The sequence below is a fragment of the Roseomonas gilardii genome, from assembly GCF_001941945.1.
Lineage (GTDB): Bacteria > Pseudomonadota > Alphaproteobacteria > Acetobacterales > Acetobacteraceae > Roseomonas.
Genome location: NZ_CP015583.1, coordinates 82,685 through 100,991, shown reverse-complemented (window position 1 = coordinate 100,991; position 18,307 = coordinate 82,685). Strand labels below are relative to the sequence as shown.

Genomic DNA, 18,307 nt, shown 5'->3' with positions numbered 1-18,307 from the left:
GATATTTTCATCCTGCGAACAAGGTTCAGTAAGGATGATTTTTCCGGAAGAACCGATTTTCCGGGAAACTTGGCAAAAATCCTCCCGTCCGGCGCGCCTAGACTCGTCTCCACGCCATTCCGCGCCACCGGCCCCGCCCGGCGGCACCGGAACCGGCCCCGTGCCGAGCAGGACCGTCGCCGCATGTTCATCGCCCAGACCCGCACCGCCCTGGACCGTCTCCTGGCCGAGATCGCCCTGGCCGCGCGGGCACCGCTGGGATCGCGGCCCGCCGCGGTGGCGGAGGTGCTGGGCGAGGCGATGGCCGACCCGCAGCTCCTGCTGGGCCGGCACCTCCCGGGCCGGGCCGAGGGCTATACGCGCCATCTGCTGCAGGCCGATCCCGCCGGGGAATACGCCGTGGTGGCGCTGGTCTGGCGCCCCGGACAGATGAGCCCGGTGCATGCCCACCGCACCTGGTGCGCGCTCGGCATCCATGGCGGCGTGCTGACCGAGAGCTTCTACGCGCTGGAGGAGAATGGGGACCCGGTCCCGGCGGCGACCCATCTGCGCCGCCCCGGCGAGACCAGCCATGGCCCAGCCGACCCGAAGCTGGTGCACCGCCTGGCCAATCTCGGCTGCCGCGAGGCCCTGTCCATCCATGTCTATGGCGTGTCCTTCGACCGCTTCGGCGATGGGGTGAACCTCGTCTACGCCCATTGATGCGGCGCAGCAGGAAACCGTCCTTTTTTCTGGACAACACACGGCTTTAACGACAATTTGCGCCCGTGGCCCGGCCCCAGCCGAGCGGCTGCCGGGAATTTGACGCGCATCCGACGCAGGACTGCCCGCCAAGCTTTCGGTTGACCCCTCCTGGGACGGCTGCGAAACACACCCGCCCGCCGGTGACCCGGGGTGGCGCCGTGCAACCAATCGCGACAAGAGGACGAATCCACGCCATGCGCGACAAGGGCGAATACCTTTTTACCTCTGAATCCGTTTCGGAAGGCCATCCTGACAAGGTCGCTGACCGCATCAGCGACACCGTCCTCGACGCCTATCTTACGGCGGACCCCTACGCGCGCGTCGCGTGCGAGACGCTGGTCACCACCAACCGCATCATCCTGGCCGGCGAGACCCGCGGCCCCGGCTCGGTGACGCCGGAATACCTGATGCACCTTGCCCGCCTCGCGGTGCAGGACATCGGCTATGACCAGGAAGGCTTCTCCTGGCGCAACGCGCATGTCGAGTGCCACCTGCACGCCCAGTCCGCGCATATCGCGCAGGGCGTGGACGCCTCCGGCAACAAGGACGAGGGCGCCGGCGACCAGGGCATCATGTTCGGCTATGCCTGCACCGAGACGCCCGACCTGATGCCGGCGCCGCTGTACTACGCGCACCTCATCCTGCGCCGGATCAGCGAGCTTCGCCGCAACAACGACAAGTCGGTCGCCGGCCTGCTGCCGGACGCCAAGTCCCAGGTCACGCTGCGCTATGTCGACGGCAAGCCGGTCGGCGTCACCTCGGTGGTGGTCTCCACCCAGCACGAGGAAGGGCTGACGCAGGAGCAGGTCCGCGAACTGGTCGCGCCGATCGTGGCCTCCTCGCTCCCCGCCGGCTGGACCGTGCCGGAGGACGAGCTCTACGTGAACCCGACGGGCACCTTCGTGATCGGCGGCCCGGACGGCGACTGCGGCCTGACCGGCCGCAAGATCATCGTGGACACCTATGGCGGCGCGGCCCCGCATGGCGGCGGCGCCTTCTCGGGCAAGGACCCGACCAAGGTGGATCGCTCGGCGGCCTATGCCTGCCGCTACCTGGCCAAGAACGTCGTCGCCGCCGGCCTGGCCGACAAGTGCACGATCCAGGTCTCCTACGCCATCGGCGTGAGCAAGCCGCTCTCGGTCTATTTCGACCTGCACGGCACCGGCCGTGACATCGACGAGGCGAAGCTGGCCAAGGTCGTGAACGAGATGGTGAACCTCACCCCGCGCGGGATCCGGGAGCACCTGCAGCTCAACCGGGCGATCTACGTGCCGACCTCGGCCTATGGCCATTTCGGCCGCACCCCGGACGAGGACAAGGGCACCTTCACCTGGGAGCGCACGGACATCGCCGCCGACCTCAAGCGCGCCTTCGGCCGCTGAGATGACGACCCCGGTCCTGGAGGACGGGGTCGCGGACCCCGACTCCGGGGCCGCGGACCCGCATGACCCGCCCGTCGAGGGTGTTCCCAACCGGCTTTATGGCCGGCGCCGGGGGCATCCGCTGCGGGCACGGCAGGAGCGGCTGCTGCAACTCGCGGCGCCGCGCCTTTCCGCCGATCCCGCCGGCCTTGCCGATCCGGGCGTGCTTTTCGCGGCGCGGCCGGACGAGGTCTGGGTCGAGGTCGGCTTCGGCGGCGGCGAGCATGCCGAAGCCCTGGCCCGCGCCAACCCGCGGGCCGGGCTGATCGCCTCCGAGGTCTTCGAGAACGGCATCTGCGCCCTCCTGTCCCGGCTGGTGCCGGATGGCGGGGAGGAGACGGCGCCCGGCCTGCCCAATCTCCGCCTCTGGACGCGCGATGCGCGCCACCTCCTGGCCGGCCTGCCGGAAGGGGCGCTCTCCCGCCTCTACCTGATGTTCCCCGATCCCTGGCCGAAATCCCGCCACGCCAAGCGGCGCTTCGTCCACCCCGCCGTGTTGCCCCTGGTGGCGCGTGTTCTGCGCCCCGGCGGCGAATGGCGCATGGCCAGCGACCACCCGGTCTATCAGGCCTGGGTCGAGGAGGTCTTCGCGGCGCAGGACCTGTTCGAGCCCGTGCTCGATGTCTGGGAACGCCCCGCCGACTGGCCCGGCACCCGCTACGAGGCCAAGGCCCATCGCGAGGGCCGTCACCCGCGCTACTGGATCTGGCGCCGGCGCTAGGCGTTCCGCTCCCCGGAGAACGAGGCGGTGCCTTGTTCCCGGGCACCGGCCCAGGGCCACGCCGTCACGGAGCCGGTGCCTGAGGCCCTGGCAACGGCAGTTCGGTCGTCGTCTTGATCTCCGACATCACGATGCTGGAGATGATCTCGCGCACGCCGGGAAGCTGCGACAGGTGGTGGCGGTAGAGGCGTTCGTAGGCATCGACGTCGGGCACCACGATCCTCAGCAGGTAGTCCGTTCCGCCCAGCAGCGAGAAGCAGTCCAGCACCTCCGGCCGCCGCCTTACCGCTTCCTCGAAGCCCGGCAGCGTGTCGCGGCCATGGGTGGCGAGCTTCACCTGGGCGAAGACCATCAGCTCCAGGCCAAGCAGCTTGCGATCCAGCAGCGCCACGCGGCGCCGCACCAGCCCGGCCTCCTCCAGCCGTTTCACCCGGCGCCAGCAGGGCGCCTGGGAAAGCCCGACCTGCTCGGCCAGTTCGGTGCTGGAAAGCGAGGCGTCGCGCTGCAAGGCGGCAAGAAGCCGCAGGTCGATGGCATCCAGGGCTAGGCGCATATTCCAATCGCCATGGCGGCTTCCAGAGAAAGAACCATGCCCGATCTTCCTCCGGGGAGCGGATCGGCGCAACGAAAGAGGAAGAAGACCGATGTAAGATAAAAGTCAAAAGAAGCAGGAGAAGCGTCCATGCAGCGATCTGTCGCCCGCGTTTCACCTCTTGCCGCCGGGGATGGATTCCCGGCCCGCCAGGGCCGTTCCGGCACGGTCCGCGCGTCGCTCGGCGGAGGGCGGCGCCATGCTTGACGCGCCGCTTCCCGCCGCAGCCCCGGCCACGGGGCTCCGCTATCTTTCCGGCATCCAGGCGCTGGTGCAGCTTCCGATGCTGCAGCGCGAGCGCGATGCCGCCGCCGGTCTCGACACGGCGGGCTTCATCTCCGGCTATCGCGGCTCGCCGCTCGGCGGGCTGGACCAGTCGCTCTGGAAGGCGCGCAAGGCGCTGGAGGAGCACCGCATCCGCTTCCAGCCCGGGTTGAACGAGGACCTCGCCGCCACCGCCGTCTGGGGCACGCAGCAGGTCAACCTCTTTCCCGGCGCGAAGCATGCCGGCGTCTTCGGCATGTGGTACGGCAAGGGGCCGGGCGCCGACCGCACCATGGACGTGTTCAAGCACGCCAATGCCGCCGGCACCTCGCCCTTCGGCGGCGTCATCGCCGTGGTGGGCGACGACCACGGCGCCAAGTCCTCCTCCCTGCCGCATCAGAGCGACCACATCTTCGCAGCCGCCATGATGCCGGTGCTGAACCCGGCCGGGGTGCAGGAGATCCTGGATTTCGGCCTGCATGGCTGGGCCATGTCGCGCTTCTCCGGCTGCTGGGTGGCGCTGAAGGTCGTGGCGGACACGGTGGAGACCTCCTCCGGCATCTCGCTCGATCCGTTCCGCACCATCACGCGCGTGCCGGAGGATTTCCCGCTGCCGCCCGACGGGCTCGGCATCCGCTGGCCGGATTCGCCGCTGGCGCAGGAGATGCGGCTGCAGCGGCATAAGGCCTATGCCGCCATGGCCTATGCGCGGCTGAACGGGCTGAACCATGTGGCGATCGACAGCCCCCGCGCGCGGCTGGGCATCGTCACCACGGGCAAGTCCTATCTGGATGTGCGGCAGGCGCTGGACCAGCTCGGCATCGACGACGCCCAGGCCGCGGCGATCGGGCTGCGCGTGTTCAAGGTCGGCATGCCCTGGCCGCTGGATGCGGAGGGCGTGCGGCACTTCGCCGAGGGGCTGGAGGAGATCCTCGTCGTCGAGGAGAAGCGGCAGGTCATCGAGTACCAGCTCAAGGAACAGCTCTACAACTGGCGCGAGGACGTCCGCCCGCGCGTCACCGGCAAGTATGACGAGAAGGGCGAGTGGGAGCTGCCGGTGCATGACTGGCAGCTCCCCGCCGCCGGCGAGCTGACGCCGGCGCTGATCGCCCGCGTCATCGCCCACCGCATCGGCCGCTTCCACGACCTGCCCTTCGCGCTCGGCGAGCGCATCCGCGAGCGGCTCGCCTTCCTGGCCGCGAAGGAGGAATCCCTCGCCCGCCCGCGCACCGCGGCGCAGCGCGTGCCGCACTATTGCTCCGGCTGCCCGCACAACAGCTCCACCGTGGTGCCGGAGGGCAGCCGGGCGCTGGCGGGGATCGGCTGCCACTACATGGCCACCTGGCTGCGCGCCGAGAGCACGCAGACCTTCTCCCATATGGGCGGCGAGGGCGTGGCCTGGATCGGGCAGGCGCCTTTCACCGAGACGAAGCACGTCTTCGCCAATCTGGGCGACGGCACCTATTCGCATTCCGGCCTGCTCGCGATCCGGCAGGCGGTCACGGCGGGCGTGCCGATCACCTACAAGATCCTGTTCAACGACGCGGTGGCGATGACCGGCGGCCAGCCGGTGGAAGGCACGCTTACCGTGCCGCAGATCGTGGCGCAGGTGCAGGCCGAGGGCGTGGAGCGCGTCGTGGTCGTGGTGGACGACCTCGCCCGCTATGACGGCGTGACGCTGCCGAAGGACGTGCCGCTGTTCGAGCGCCATGCGCTGGACCGGGTGCAGCGCGACCTGCGCGAGTATCCCGGCGTTTCCGTGCTGGTCTATGACCAGACCTGCGCCGCCGAGAAGCGCCGCCGCCGCAAGCGCCGGCTGATGGCCGATCCGGCGCGACGCGTGGTGATCAACGAGCGCGTCTGCGAGGGCTGCGGCGACTGCTCGGCCAAGTCCAACTGCATGTCCGTGGTGCCGGTGGAGACCGAGTTCGGCCGCAAGCGGCAGATCGACCAGTCCTCCTGCAACAAGGACTTCTCCTGCCTCGACGGCTTCTGCCCCTCCTTCGTCACGGTGGAGGGCGGGCAGTTGCGCAAGGGCAAGGCGCAGGCCCCGATCGGCGGGCTGGGCGCGGCGGGCGGCCAGACCTCCGTGGAGGGCAAGGGCGATGCGCCCGCCGCCCCGGCGGAGGTTTCCGCCATCCTGCCGGACCTGCCCGAGCCACCGAAGCCGGCGCTGCGCGAACCCTATGGCATCCTCGTGACCGGCGTGGGCGGCACCGGCGTCGTCACCATCGGCGCGCTGCTCGGCACGGCGGCGACGCTGGAGGGCAAGGGCATCTCCGCGCTCGACATGGCCGGGCTGGCGCAGAAGGGCGGGCCGGTCTGGTCGCATCTGCGCATCGCCGCGCGGCAGGAGGAGATCCACGCCGCCCGCCTCGCCGCCGGGGAAGCGCATCTCGTGCTCGGCTGCGACATCGTCGTGGCCGCGACGGAGGAGAGCCTGACGCGGATGCGCGCCGGCCTCACCCGTGCCGTGGTGAACAGCGACTTCTCCGTCACCAGCGACTTCGTGCGCGGCTTCGCGGCGCAGTCGCGCAGCGGCGACGTGGCGCGGCACCGCGACCCGCAATTCCCGCTGGTGGAGATGGAGCGGCAGATCGACGAGGCCTGCGGCGGCGAGGGCGCGGCGAGCTTCGTCGGCGCCACGCGGCTCGCCACCGCGCTGCTGGGCGATTCCATCGCCACCAACCTCTTCATGGTGGGCTATGCCTATCAGAAGGGGCTGATCCCGCTAGAGTCCGCCTCGATCCTCAAGGCGATCGAGATGAACGGTGCCGCGGTGGCGATGAACCAGAACGCCTTCCAGTGGGGCCGGCAGGCGGTGCTGGACCTGGAGGCGGTGGAGCGCGCCGCCGATCCGCCGGAACGCCGCGTGCCCTCGCTGCGCCTTTCCGCCACGCTGGAGGAGCTGGTGGAGCGCCGGGTGAAGGAGCTCGCCAGCTACCAGGATGACGCCTATGCCCGACGCTACCGGGAGTTCGTGGCGCGGATCGGGGCGGTGGAGGCGGAGCGCGTGCCGGGCCATGGCGAGCTGGCCGAGGCGGTGGCGCGCTATCATCACAAGCTCCTGGCCTTCAAGGACGAGTTCGAGGTGGCGCGGCTCTTCACCGAGACCAGCTTCCTCCGCCGTGTCGAGGAGCAGTTCGAGGGCGACTGGCGCCTGAACTTCCACCTGGCGCCGCCGCTCTGGGCGCGGAAGGACCCGGAGACCGGCGAGCCGCGCAAGCAAAGCTACGGCCCCTGGATGCTGCGCGCGCTGCGCGTCCTGGCCCGGATGCGCCGCCTGCGCGGCACCGTGCTCGACCCCTTCCGCCACAGCGCGGACGGGCGGTTGCACCGGGAGATCCTGGCCGCCTACGAGCAGGACATGGAGGAGGTGCTGCGCCGCCTCAACCCGCACAACCACGCCGTGGCGGTGGAACTCGCCGCCCTGCCGGAACAGATCCGCGGCTATGGCCCGGTGCGGGAGCGGCACCTCGCCCATGCCCGCAAGCGCCGGGCGGAACTCCTGTCGCGCCTGCGGGGCGAGGAGGCCGTGCGGACCCGCCCCGGCGACCCGGCGAAGGGGCCGCAGGTGGTCATGGCCGGCTGAGCGGCCCCCGGAAACGAGTCCGGCGCCCGGAGGGATGCCCCCGGGCGCCGGATCACGTAGCGGTTGGGAGAGGGGGCGGCCCGCTGGGCCACCTCCTCCCGGATCAGAGCCGGTCGGTGGTCAGCCGGCCGATGACGAAGCCCAGCACCCCGACGATGGCCAGGGAGAGCAGCGGGCGCTCCTTGATCGTGTCGCCAGCCTGACCCGCCTTCTCGCCGATCGTGTCCTTCGCCTGATGGGCATAGTCGCTGGCCTTGTGGGCGGCGTCGCTCAGGGCGGGCTTCACGCGCTCGCGCATCAGATCCTCGACCTGGGCGCGGAGGCGGGCGATCTCGCCGCTGGCCCCTTCCGCCGCGTCGCTCACCGCGGCCTTGGCCTGCTCATAGCCCTCGCCCGCCTTCTCGGAGAGCTTGGCGGCGCCTTCCTTCGCGCTGTCCGCGGCGTCGGAGACGGCGTCCTTGGCATCGCCATAAGTTTTCTGGGTCTTGCCGGAGAGCTGGTCGGCCTTGCCCTCCGCCTGGGTCTTGGCGTCGCCGGTCAGCTTGCCGGCGGTCTCTTCGGCCTTGCCGCCGAGGTTCCGGGCCGTGCCTTCGATCTTGTTCTCGTCCATGTCCGTGTCTTCTCCGGAAATCTGCTGGAAAACTCGCCTGCCGGGCCCTGGTTGCGGCTCCGCCGGGGGTGCGGAACCCCCGGCTGTCCTCAGACGGCCCGCCGTCCGGCCACCGCGTGGTAGATCAGCAACACGATGATCGCGCCGATCACGGCCACGATCATGCTGTAGATGTTGAAGCCGGTCACACCGGCCCCGCCGAAGGCGCTGAAGAGCCAGCCACCGACCACGGCGCCGACGATGCCCAGGATGATGTCGAGCATCACCCCCGAGCCGGTCTTGTTGACAATCTTGCTGGCGATGAAGCCGGCGATCAGCCCGAGGATGAGCCAGCCAATGATCGACATGTTCCGCTCCAGATGATTGCGGGCTGGCCTCTCCCTGGAGGCTGCCATATCGGCAACAAGCGCGCAGGCCGCCCCGGGTTGCCATGGAGTCCGCACAAAGCCGGTCCGGCCCGTCCGGACGGCGCCCGACCCGGAGGACGTGCGGGGATGCCCTCGCACAGGGGCCGGAAATCCCGCCCCGGCTGTGAAAATCCACACCCTGCTCGCGCGGGGCGCGAGGTTGCCTCTTGCGCGGCGGGGCCGGGCCATGCGACCCACCTGTCATGCGCACCGCCTTCATCGGCGCCTATGGCTACGGCAACCTGGGCGACGAACTCTGCCTCATCGAGGCGATGCAGGAATTTCCGCCGGAAGAGGCCTTCGCCTTCACGCAGAATCCGGCCTGGACGCATCGCTGCGTGCCGGGCCTGGCCGGCACCTTCGCCACGCTGGAGGAGATGCTGGCGCTGGAGCCGCGGCGTGTCGTCTATGGCGGTGGCGGCATCGGCGGGCGGGCGGATTTCGAGGAATACCTGCCCTGGATGGCAGCGGCGATGGAACGCGGCATCCCCGTCCACATCCACAATATCGGCATCGCCCGCATTGCCGGGGCGGGGATGGAGTATGGGACCGGCGAGGGCTGGCCGCATCCGCTGCTCGCCCGGGTGCTGGAAAACCTCGCCTCCTTCACCGTGCGCGACCATCGCTCGGTGGACATGGTGGCGGAATGGGGCGTGCCGGTGGTGCCGGGCGTCACCCGCTATCCGGAGCGCGCCATCGCGGCGGAGGACGATCTGGCGGCGGCGATCCTGCCGCGCGGGCGCAGGCTGCTCGGCATCTCCATCATCAACACCAGCCAGATGGCCCGCTGCCTGGAGGCGGATGGCGGCACGGTGCGCGCCCTGCTCGCCCGCTTCCCGGACCATGCGGTGGTGCCGATCTGCTCCACCCTGCATGTCGATTCCGACGAGGAGGACGACGGCAGCGGCTTCCACCGCTTCGCCCGGATGTTCCTGCAGGGCCGGGAGATCGTGGCGCCGCAGCTCACCGAGCGCGCCTTCTGGGGCAGCGAGGTCACGCCGCGCCGGCTGAAGGGCATCGTCGCCCGGCTGGACACGCTGATCTCCCAGCGCAAGCACAACTGCATCCACGGGCTGGGCGCCGGGGTCGCGACCATCGGCCTCTCGCCGATGGAGGATGACAGCGTGCGCCGGGTCTTCGTGACGCTCGCCAACCAGCTTCCCGCCGGCTCGGCCTGCATCGGGCTGGAGGAGCGGCCCTCATGAGCCAGGGCATGACGCACGAACCCACCCTCTTCCTCGGCGAGTTCGGGCGCGGCGACCTCGCGGGGGAGGCGGCGTTGCAGCATGCCGCCGCGCCGCTGGGCCCGGCCGCCCTCGTCGCCACCGACGATCCGGAGGCGACGGCGCGCATCCTGCCCTTCGCCACCCTGCTGCCGCCCAACACGCCGACTCCGGCGGAAGCGCGCCGCGCCCTGCTGACCGGGCCGATGTCGGACCACAACCGGGCGGTGGACCTGATCCTGCGCCTCGGCCTGCTGCGCCAGCGGGGGCTGCGGATCGGGCTGCGCAGCCTCTCCCTCTTCCCTTGGGGGCCGCTCTACCGCCCCTCCCCGGAGGTGCGCGCGGTGCTGGAGGTGCTGGACGAGGCCAGCGCCCGCGACCACCGCACGCTGGGCTCGATGGTGGAATGGCGTTGCCCCTGGTGGGCGGGGCTGGAGGCCTTCCCGGAAGGCGATCTGGTGCCGGAACTGCCACCCGGCCTGCCCGCCGGCCCGAGGCTGGGCCTTTCGGTCAGCGACAGCCAGAAGACGCGCGAGGTCTTCGCGAAGCACGAGGCGCTGGTCGCGGAATGCCTCGCCCCCTATGACGGCTGGACGGTGATCCCGCTTCCGGTGGTGCGGCAGGGCGAGGGCGGCAGCGACGACCTGCGCGCCATCCGCGACTGCGCCGCCCGCTTCCTGCCCCGCTCGTCCCTTGTGGAGACCGGGCCGGAGGACACGGCCTCCTGGCGGCGGGAGATGACCCCGGCCCGCCTCAAGGGCTGGGTCGCCGCCTGCGACCAGGTGATCGGCGGGCGCGACCTGTCTGTCGCCTTCGCCGCCAGCGCCGGCATCCCCTGCCTCGCCCTGGCGCCGCATGCCGACCACGAGGTCGGCCGCGCCGCCGGAACCCTCGCCAACCGCCTCCCGCCCGGCAGCCGCTACCGCGTGCTGCCGAGTTGAAGGGCGCGGTTGTAGACCTGCCGCCGCGGCAGGCCGGTGGCCGCCGCCACCATCGCCGCCGCGTCGCGCAGGGATGCCCCGGTGGCCAGGGCAGCGCGGAGCTGCGCGTCCAGGTCGGCCCCGGCCGGGGCGGCCTCCTCCGGCGCCGGGCCGATCACCAGCACGATCTCGCCGCGTGGCGCATGCACCGCGTAATGCGCGGCGAGTTCGCCGAGGCCGGCGCGGCGCACCTCCTCGAAGCGCTTGGTCAGCTCCCGCGCCACTGCCGCCGGACGGTCCGGCCCCAGCCCCTCCGCCAGGGCGGCCAGCGATTCGGCCAGGCGATGCGGCGATTCGTAGAGGATCAGCGTCGCCCGCAGCCCGGACCGCTCCAGCCCGGCGATGCGGCCGATCTCGACGGTGCGCGCCGCCGCCTTGGCCGGCAGGAAGCCGTGAAAGAGGAAGGGATGCGGCGGCAGGCCGGACAGCGTCAGCGCCACCAGCGCCGCGTTCGGCCCGGGAATCGCGGTGACCGGCAGGCCCGAATCGATGGCGGCGCGGGTCAGGCGGAAGCCTGGATCGCTCACCAGCGGCGTGCCGGCATCGGAGACCAGGGCCAGCCGGGTGCCGCCGCGCAGCCTTTCCAGCAGCCGGGGCACCATGCTCGCCTCGTTGTGGTCGTGCAGGGGGATCAGACTGGTCCCTACCCCCTGGCGCGCGAGCATGGGTCCGGTCACCCTGGTGTCCTCGCACAGGATGGCGTCCGCCCCTTTCAGAGCGGCGACGGCCCGTGGCGAGAGGTCGCCCAGGTTGCCGATCGGGGTGGCCACCAGAACAAGGCCCGGAGGGGTGGCGCCGGGGGTAGCACCGGAGCCCTCGCCCGGCGAGAGTCCGGGGGAAGCGTCATGTGTCTCGTCAGGAGGAAGCCCAGCCGGTGAAGCCGCAACCCCCTCGTCCCCGTCGCCGGCCCCTTGGGAATTCCCCATCCCGGTCCCCCTTCTGGTCCCCATTCCGGCATCTCCCGCTGCTGGCTGCGCTCCTCGCACTCGCCGCCTGTGCCGCGCAACCCCGCAGTCCCGCGGCCGGCCCCTATGCGCCCGGCGCCACCGCCCCCAACGCGCCGGAACCGCCGCGCGCCAGGGTCGCGCTGCTGCTGCCCCTGTCCGGCAGCCAGGCGCCGCTTGGCCAGGCCATGCTGAACGCCGCCACCCTGGCCCTGTTCGAACAGGCGAGCCCCGGCGTGGACTTCGTGCCGCACGACACGCGCGGCAGCGCCGCCGGCGCGGCCGAGGCAGCGCGGGCGGCGGTTTCCGAAGGCGCGCGGGTGATGGTCGGCCCCCTGACCTCGGGCGAGACCGGCGGGGCCGCCGCCGTATCGCGCGCCGCCAGCATCCCGATGCTGGCCTTCACCAACGATGCGAATGTCGCGGGCAACGGCGTCTGGACCCTGGGCGTGACCCCGGCGCAGCAGGTCCGCCGGCTGGTCGGCGCCGCCACCACGGCCGGGGTGCGGCGCATCGGCCTCGCCGCCCCCAGCGGAGCCTATGCGCAGCAGCTCACCGCCGCGCTGCGAACCGCCAGCCAGGAGGCGGGGTTGCTGCCGCCGCTGATCTCGACCTATCCCGCCGGGGCCCTGCCGGCCATGGCGGCCAAGGACCTCGCGGCGCGGCTGAAGCCCGCCGAGCCGGCCACCGCCACCGATCCCGCCGCGCCACCACCGCCGGTCGCCGTGCCGGAGGCCGACGCGATCGGCCTGCTGATCCTGGCCGAAGGCGGCAGCCGGGCGCGGCAGTTCGCCAGCGCCCTGGCCGAGGCCGGGGTGGTGGTGCCGCCGCTGCGCCTCGCCGGCACGGCGCTCTGGGCACAGGACGGTGCCACGCTGGGCCAGGAACCCGCCCTGGCCGGCGCCGTCTTCCCCGGCCCGGACAACACGGCGCACGAGCAGTTCAACAGCCGCTACCGGCAGGCCTTCGGCGACACGCCGCCGCGCCTGGCCGCCGTGGCCTATGATGCCGCGACCGTGGCGGCCCGGGCCACCCAGGGCGGGCCGAACGCCCCCGCCACCCTGCCGATCGGGGAGATCGTCCTTGGCGCCGATGGCGGGCTGCGGCTGAGCCCGGATGGCCAGACCCAACGTGCCCTGGCCCTCTATGCGTTGCAGCCAGGCGGCGAGCCGCGCGTGGTGGAGCCGGCCACGCTGCCCGAAGCCGGGTACTGAGCGGAAGGCCGGGCCGGGGAACCTCCCCCGGTCCGGCCCCTTCGCGGCGTGACCGGCACGCCGTATCGCGCCTTTCCCCCGAATGTCCTCCGCCTGACAGATCCGTCACATATCCTCTGCTGCGGGTCCATTCTGCTATCTGATATAGTAGTTGGCGCCGCCGCAGGGATCCGCGACCCCGCGCCCGGCGCCTGAATGGATCAAGCGGGATTCCCCGGCCGAAGCGCCGGGATTTCTGGAACGCCGGAGGAAACTGATGTCGTCTGCTCTCGCGGCCGAAGGGACGCGTGTGGGCCGGGTGCGTTTCAGCATCGTGGCCATGCTTTTCGCGGTCACCATCGTGAACTATGCCGACCGCGCCACCCTGGCCATCGCCGGCCCCGTGCTGTCCAAGGATCTCGGCCTCAGCGCCGTGGAGATGGGCTTCGTCTTCTCCGCCTTCGGCTGGTCCTATGTGATCGGGCAGATCCCGGGCGGCTGGCTGCTCGACCGCTTCGGCTCGAAGAAGGTCTATTTCTTCAGCATCTTCATCTGGTCGCTCTTCACCCTGCTGCAGGGGGAGGTGGCCGTGGTCGGCCTCGCAGCCGCGGCCTATGCGCTGTTCGTGCTGCGGCTGCTGGTCGGCTTCGCGGAGGCGCCTTCCTTCCCGGCCAACGGGCGCATCGTGGCCGCCTGGTTCCCGGCCAAGGAGCGCGGCACCGCCTCGGCCATCTTCAACTCGGCGCAGTATTTCGCGACGGTGCTCTTCGCCCCGATCATGGGCTGGCTGACCTTCACCTATGGCTGGCCCTCCGTCTTCTACTTCATGGGCTTCCTCGGCATCCTGGTCAGCTTCGTCTGGCTGAAGGTGATCCACGACCCCAAGGATCACCCACGCATCCGGCAGAGCGAGCTGAACTACCTGGAGGAAGGCGGCGCGCTGGTGAACATGGACCAGCCGGGCAAGAAGGATGCGAGCTTCCGCTGGTCCTACCTCGTGGACCTGGTCAGCAACCGGATGATGCTCGGCATCTATCTGGGCCAGTTCTGCATCAACGCGCTGACCTATTTCTTCATCACCTGGTTTCCCGTCTATCTCGTGCAGCAGCGGGGCATGTCGATCATGAATGCCGGCTTCGTCGCCTCCATCCCGGCGATCTGCGGCTTCCTCGGCGGCGTGCTCGGCGGCGTCTGGTCGGATTCCCTGCTGCGGCGCGGCCATTCGCTGACCGTGGCGCGCAAGGTGCCGATCGTCGTGGGCATGCTCCTGTCGATGAGCATGGTGATCTGCAACTACACCGACGAGCAGTGGCTGGTGGTGCTGATCATGGCGCTCGCCTTCTTCGGCAAGGGCATCGGCGCGCTCGGCTGGGCGGTGATCTCCGACACCGCGCCGCGCCAGATCGCCGGCGTCAGCGGCGGGCTGTTCAACATGTTCGGCAACATCTCCTCGATCACCACGCCGATCGTGATCGGCTACATCATCCAGACCACCGGCTCCTTCAACGGTGCTCTGGTCTTCGTCGGCGCCAACGCGTTGGTGGCGATGCTCAGCTACCTCGTCATCGTCGGACCGATCCGGCGCATGGAACTGCGCTGAGCGGCCGGATTGCCGGGCGCCCATCCGCGTGATGGGATGCCCGGCATGGCACGGCGCAGGACAGCGGCGATATCCGGAGACCCGGCCGGGGAGCAGTCCGGTCCGGGGCTGAGCATCCGCCTCGACCCCGCCCCTGGGCTCCGCATCGGGCCGGGGAAGGTGCGGCTGCTGGAGGAGATCGGCCGCAACGGCTCGATCTCCGCCGCCGGGCGGGCGTTGGGCATGTCCTACCGCCGCGCCTGGGAGCTGGTGGAGGATCTCAACCGGGGCCTGGGCCGGCCCGTGGTGGAAACGGCGGCCGGCGGCGCCGGGGGTGGCGGCGCGCGGCTGACCCGGCTCGGCGAAAGAGTGATCCGCGAATACCGCTCCATTGAGGCGGAGGCCCAGGCGGCCGCCCTGCCGCGCCTCCTCGCCCTGCTCCGGCACGAGGAGGACGGAGAGGCCTGACGCGGGGGCCTGCCGCGGGCCGGTTGGGGCAACCCATGGCGCCACGGAGTCGTTTTCCTTCCACCACGGTGTGCCGCGAGCATCGTGACCCCTCATCGGCGAACGACCATGCGGAAGGAAACAGGATGAGCACCACGATCGGCGACCCCAGCTTCACCGGCATCCCCGCCGTCAGCACCCCGGCCAGCCCGGAGGATCATGACGTGCCGAACCGGCTGATCTCGGCCAGCAAGGTCGAGGGTACGGCCGTCTATAACCGCGAGGGCGAGCGCCTCGGCACGGTCGAGGACGTCATGCTCGACAAGGTCAGCGGCAAGGTAGCCTTCGCGGTGATGAGCTTCGGCGGCTTCCTCGGCATCGGCGAGAAGTACCATCCGCTGCCCTGGTCCACCCTGGCTTACGACACCGTCCAGGGCGGCTACGTCGTGGACATGACGCGGGAACAGTTGCAGGACGCGCCGTCCTATGGGGCGGATGAGGGCATCGACTTCAACGACGATGCCTATGGGCGCCGGGTCTACGACTACTACAAGGCACCCTACTGGAACGCCGGCTTCTGACGGCAAGATTGGCCAGGGCCAATGTTCCAGGGGCGGAGGGAACTCCGCCCCTTTTTCATGCCGCCATTGTCACGGAATGATGTCGCCGTGCGAAGGAAGGCCATTTCTTCCGCGTGAGGGGTATGATCCCCGCGTCGCGGGCCGGGCCGGTGATGGACGCCGCCCGCGATCTGTTGCATGGCCGGCGCCGGGCGAACCGTGCCCGGACGGAACGAGGCAGGGATGTGATGGCGGCAGCGGAATCGGGCCGGATGGCGGCACGGATCGGAATCCTGGGAATCGCGGGCCGCATGGGCACCCTGCTGGCCGAGGAAAGCACGAAGGCGGGCGCCACCGTTTCCGGCGGCACGCGCCGTTCCGGCGAGGCCGGGCCTTATCGCGTCTTCCCCGATGCCGCCTCCCTTTGCGCGGAAAGCGACGTGGTGATCGACTTCACCCGCGCGGAGGCTGTGGAGGCGCATCTCGCCGCGGCGGTGGCGGCGAAGCGGCCCCTGGTGCTGGGCACCTCCGGCCTTTCCGTGGCGCAGGAGGCCGCCGTGGCCGAGGCGGCGAAGCAAATTCCCATCGTCTATGCCGCCAATTTCGCCCCCGGCGTGAACCTGCTCTTCGCCCTGGCCGAGCGCATGGCGGCGGCCCTGCCGGCGGAGCAGTACGACGCCGAGATCGTCGAGATGCATCATCGCCAGAAGGTGGATGCCCCGTCCGGCACGGCGGTGGCGCTCGGCCGCGCCGTAGCGCGCGGACGCGGCACCACGCTGGAGGAAGCGGGCACCGAGAGCGGCCGCGATGGCCATACCGGCCCGCGCCGCACGGGCGCCATCGGCTTCGCCGCCCTGCGCGGCGGGCAGGTGGTGGGGGAGCACACGCTCCTCTTCGCCGCCGGCACCGAGCAGATCGCCCTGACCCACCGATCCTTCGACCGCCGGGTCTATGCCACCGGCGCGGTGCGGGCAGCGCTGTGGCTGCTGGGCCAGCCGGCGGGCCTCTACGACATGAAGCATGTGCTGGGGATGGCATAAGGACACGGTGCCTTCCCGCTCGCTCCCCGGCTGGCCTCCGCCGAACGGGATTTGACCGGGCGTCGCCGGAACGGCATGAGCCTTCGCCATGTCCCTCGACCCTGATGCCCTGATCGACCGGCGCCGCCTGAAGCGGAGCCGGGCGCTTTGGCGCGGCGGCGCCGTGCTGGCGGCCCTGGCGCTCCTGGCCGTGCTCTTCGCGCCCCGGAACATGGAGGGGTTCAGTGCCGGCTCGCCCGTGGCGCGGCTGGTGGTCAGCGGCACGATCACCGACGACCGCGACGTCGTCCGGGCGGTGGACCGCGCGGCGGAACGGGCCGGCACGCGCGCGTTGCTGCTGTCCATCGACAGCCCCGGCGGCACGGTGGCGGGGGGCGAGGCGCTGTATTCGGCGCTCATGCGCTTCCGCGAATCCGGCAAGCCGGTGGTGGCGGTGATGGGCGGCACGGCGGCCTCGGCAGCCTATATGGTCGCCATGCCGTCCGAGCGCATCTTTGCCCGCGACGCCACGCTCACCGGCTCGATCGGCGTGCTGCTGCAGAGCTTCAACGTGAACCAGCTGATGGACACGCTGGGGGTGAAGGCGGAGACGCTGACCTCCGGCCCGCTGAAGGCGCAGCCCAGCCCCTTCTCGCCACTGACCGAGCAGGGGCGGGAGGTGCTGCTGGGCGTGGTGGCGGATATCCAGTCGCGCTTCGTGGAGATGGTGGCCAAGGGCCGCAACCTGCCGGAAGCGCGGGTGCGGGAGCTGGCGGACGGGCGAATCTACACCGGGCGGCAGGCCCTGGCGCTCGGCCTGGTGGATGCCATCGGCGGCGAACGGGAGGCACGGGCCTGGCTGAAGGAGAAGCACGGCATCCCGGAAACGCCCGAGGCGCGTGACCTGGATACCACGGGACGGCGCGGACTGTCGCGATACGTCACCTCCTTCGCGAAAAGCCTTGTTTCCGAAGGGCTTGCATCGATCGGGATCGTTGACGGCGCCCTGGCGCTTTGGCAGCCTGCCGCACGCTGACCGGCTGCGGGGGGTTTTGGACGGGATGACCAGATCGGAGTTGATCGCCGCGCTGGCCGCGGCGAACCCTCATCTGCGCCAGCCCGATGTGGAACTGATCGTGGCCACCATCCTGGAGGAGATCTCCGCCGCCCTGGCGCGGGGCGACCGGGTGGAATTGCGCGGCTTCGGCGCCTTCACCGCCAAGCGCCGCGATCCCCGGACCGGCCGCAACCCCCGCACGGGGGAGGCCGTGGAAGTCACCGGCAAGGCGGTCCCCTATTTCAAGCCGGGCAAGGAATTGCGCGAACGGGTCAATGGCGGCCCGTTGCAGAGCCGAGGCGGCAAGGAGCGCCCGTCCGCCGGAGACTGAATCGCCGGTGGCCGGACGGTCCGGACCCTCCAGGCTCCGGCGTTTTTCCCGGAAGCGGAGCCGGGCCTGCCCCGTTCTGCCCATGTAGCCGGCGCCGGGGCCTTGCCCCCGAAGCCCGGGGGAGGCACTTCTCCGGAAGCCTGGGGATCGGACGGGGCTGGAACAGAAAGCGGAGTGACGAAGACGATGTGGCGCTGGCTGTTGATCGGGCCCCTCTTGATTGTGCTGGTGCTGTTCGCCCTGTCGAACACGGCGCCGGTCCCCGTCCGTTTCTGGCCCTTCGACCTCGCCTGGGAGACGCCGCTCGCCGTGGCGGTGCTGTCGGTTTCCGCCCTTGCCTTCCTGCTGGGTGCGCTGGTGACCTGGATGGCCTCGCTGGGCGCCCGCCGCCGGGCCCGCCACCTGGCCCAGACGGTGCGGCAGCTCGAATCGGAACTGGCGCAGCTGCGCGCCCAGGTGGCGCGGCAGGTGCCGGAAGGCAGCGACGTGCCGGGACGCCGCCCCGCCAAGGTTGCGCTACCGGCACCCTGAACGAGCCCCTATAACCCCCCGCGGCAGCCTGCCAGGCCGGGGACGGGCCGCCATCCGCGCCGCGCGATCCGGCCGGTTCCTTTTCCGCCGCC

The 18,307-nt window shown here is 70.9% G+C and carries 18 protein-coding genes; 14 read left to right on the top strand and 4 right to left on the bottom strand.

The window, feature by feature from the left end; translation table 11 throughout:
- Positions 1-183 precede the first annotated feature (183 nt).
- The 3 genes from RGI145_RS00450 (at position 184) to trmB (ending at position 2,886) form a co-directional block, all read left to right on the top strand.
- A complete protein-coding gene (locus tag RGI145_RS00450; RefSeq protein ID WP_075796789.1) occupies positions 184-702 on the top strand; it encodes a cysteine dioxygenase family protein in 519 nt (172 codons plus the stop codon).
- A gap of 236 nt (positions 703-938) precedes the next feature.
- Positions 939-2,126, top strand: coding sequence for a methionine adenosyltransferase (gene metK / locus RGI145_RS00445; RefSeq protein ID WP_075796788.1), 1,188 nt, complete (start codon positions 939-941; stop codon positions 2,124-2,126).
- Position 2,127: 1 nt separating this feature from the next.
- On the top strand, positions 2,128-2,886 hold the full coding sequence (gene trmB, locus RGI145_RS00440; protein WP_237183146.1) for a tRNA (guanine(46)-N(7))-methyltransferase TrmB: 759 nt from the start codon (positions 2,128-2,130) through the stop codon (positions 2,884-2,886).
- Positions 2,887-2,950: 64 nt separating this feature from the next.
- On the opposite strand, the gene RGI145_RS00435 is transcribed toward trmB, so the two are convergent.
- Positions 2,951-3,439 carry an Lrp/AsnC family transcriptional regulator gene (locus RGI145_RS00435; protein WP_075796787.1) on the bottom strand — a complete coding sequence of 163 codons (489 nt, stop codon included), beginning with the start codon at positions 3,437-3,439 and terminating at the stop codon, positions 2,951-2,953.
- A gap of 238 nt (positions 3,440-3,677) precedes the next feature.
- Between RGI145_RS00435 and RGI145_RS00430 the strand changes: the two genes are divergently transcribed.
- Positions 3,678-7,334 carry an indolepyruvate ferredoxin oxidoreductase family protein gene (locus tag RGI145_RS00430; protein ID WP_075796786.1) on the top strand — a complete coding sequence of 1,219 codons (3,657 nt, stop codon included), beginning with the start codon at positions 3,678-3,680 and terminating at the stop codon, positions 7,332-7,334.
- Between the two features lie 103 nt (positions 7,335-7,437).
- Here RGI145_RS00430 and RGI145_RS00425 read toward each other — a convergent pair whose 3' ends face one another.
- Positions 7,438-7,944 (bottom strand): CsbD family protein, encoded by a 507-nt coding sequence (locus RGI145_RS00425; protein WP_075796785.1) that lies wholly within the window; start codon positions 7,942-7,944, stop codon positions 7,438-7,440.
- Between the two features lie 89 nt (positions 7,945-8,033).
- Positions 8,034-8,291 carry a GlsB/YeaQ/YmgE family stress response membrane protein gene (locus tag RGI145_RS00420; RefSeq protein WP_075796784.1) on the bottom strand — a complete coding sequence of 86 codons (258 nt, stop codon included), beginning with the start codon at positions 8,289-8,291 and terminating at the stop codon, positions 8,034-8,036.
- 263 nt (positions 8,292-8,554) lie between these two features.
- On the opposite strand from RGI145_RS00420, the gene RGI145_RS00415 reads away from it, so the two are divergent.
- Both RGI145_RS00415 and RGI145_RS00410 read left to right on the top strand, forming a co-directional pair.
- Complete coding sequence (locus RGI145_RS00415) at positions 8,555-9,556, top strand: polysaccharide pyruvyl transferase family protein (RefSeq protein ID WP_075796783.1); 1,002 nt, start codon at positions 8,555-8,557, stop codon at positions 9,554-9,556.
- Complete coding sequence (locus tag RGI145_RS00410) at positions 9,553-10,515, top strand: hypothetical protein (RefSeq protein ID WP_075796782.1); 963 nt, start codon at positions 9,553-9,555, stop codon at positions 10,513-10,515. The genes RGI145_RS00415 and RGI145_RS00410 overlap by 4 nt, the downstream gene beginning before the upstream one ends.
- Here the strand turns inward: RGI145_RS00410 and rsmI are convergent.
- On the bottom strand, positions 10,494-11,480 hold the full coding sequence (rsmI, locus tag RGI145_RS00405) for a 16S rRNA (cytidine(1402)-2'-O)-methyltransferase (RefSeq protein WP_075799705.1): 987 nt from the start codon (positions 11,478-11,480) through the stop codon (positions 10,494-10,496). The genes RGI145_RS00410 and rsmI overlap by 22 nt on opposite strands.
- Between rsmI and RGI145_RS00400 the strand changes: the two genes are divergently transcribed.
- From RGI145_RS00400 to RGI145_RS00365, 8 genes are all read left to right on the top strand, one after another.
- Entirely contained in the window at positions 11,402-12,712 is a 1,311-nt protein-coding gene (locus tag RGI145_RS00400) for a penicillin-binding protein activator (protein WP_083670230.1), read from the top strand. The two genes, rsmI and RGI145_RS00400, sit on opposite strands and share 79 nt — an antisense overlap.
- 256 nt (positions 12,713-12,968) lie before the next feature.
- Positions 12,969-14,291 carry an MFS transporter gene (locus RGI145_RS00395; protein WP_075796781.1) on the top strand — a complete coding sequence of 441 codons (1,323 nt, stop codon included), beginning with the start codon at positions 12,969-12,971 and terminating at the stop codon, positions 14,289-14,291.
- Between the two features lie 45 nt (positions 14,292-14,336).
- Complete coding sequence (locus RGI145_RS00390; RefSeq protein WP_418314487.1) at positions 14,337-14,738, top strand: winged helix-turn-helix domain-containing protein; 402 nt, start codon at positions 14,337-14,339, stop codon at positions 14,736-14,738.
- Between the two features lie 125 nt (positions 14,739-14,863).
- A complete protein-coding gene (locus RGI145_RS00385; RefSeq protein ID WP_083670228.1) occupies positions 14,864-15,298 on the top strand; it encodes a PRC-barrel domain-containing protein in 435 nt (144 codons plus the stop codon).
- Positions 15,299-15,549: 251 nt separating this feature from the next.
- Positions 15,550-16,317, top strand: coding sequence for a 4-hydroxy-tetrahydrodipicolinate reductase (gene dapB / locus RGI145_RS00380; RefSeq protein WP_075799701.1), 768 nt, complete (start codon positions 15,550-15,552; stop codon positions 16,315-16,317).
- An 88-nt stretch (positions 16,318-16,405) separates the two neighbouring features.
- Entirely contained in the window at positions 16,406-17,332 is a 927-nt protein-coding gene (gene sppA / locus RGI145_RS00375) for a signal peptide peptidase SppA (protein WP_075796780.1), read from the top strand.
- A gap of 25 nt (positions 17,333-17,357) precedes the next feature.
- Entirely contained in the window at positions 17,358-17,684 is a 327-nt protein-coding gene (gene ihfB / locus RGI145_RS00370) for an integration host factor subunit beta (protein ID WP_075796779.1), read from the top strand.
- 174 nt (positions 17,685-17,858) lie between these two features.
- The gene (locus RGI145_RS00365) at positions 17,859-18,215 is read left to right on the top strand and encodes a LapA family protein (protein WP_237183145.1); all 357 of its coding nucleotides are present in this window, start codon (positions 17,859-17,861) and stop codon (positions 18,213-18,215) included.
- Positions 18,216-18,307: the final 92 nt, after the last annotated feature.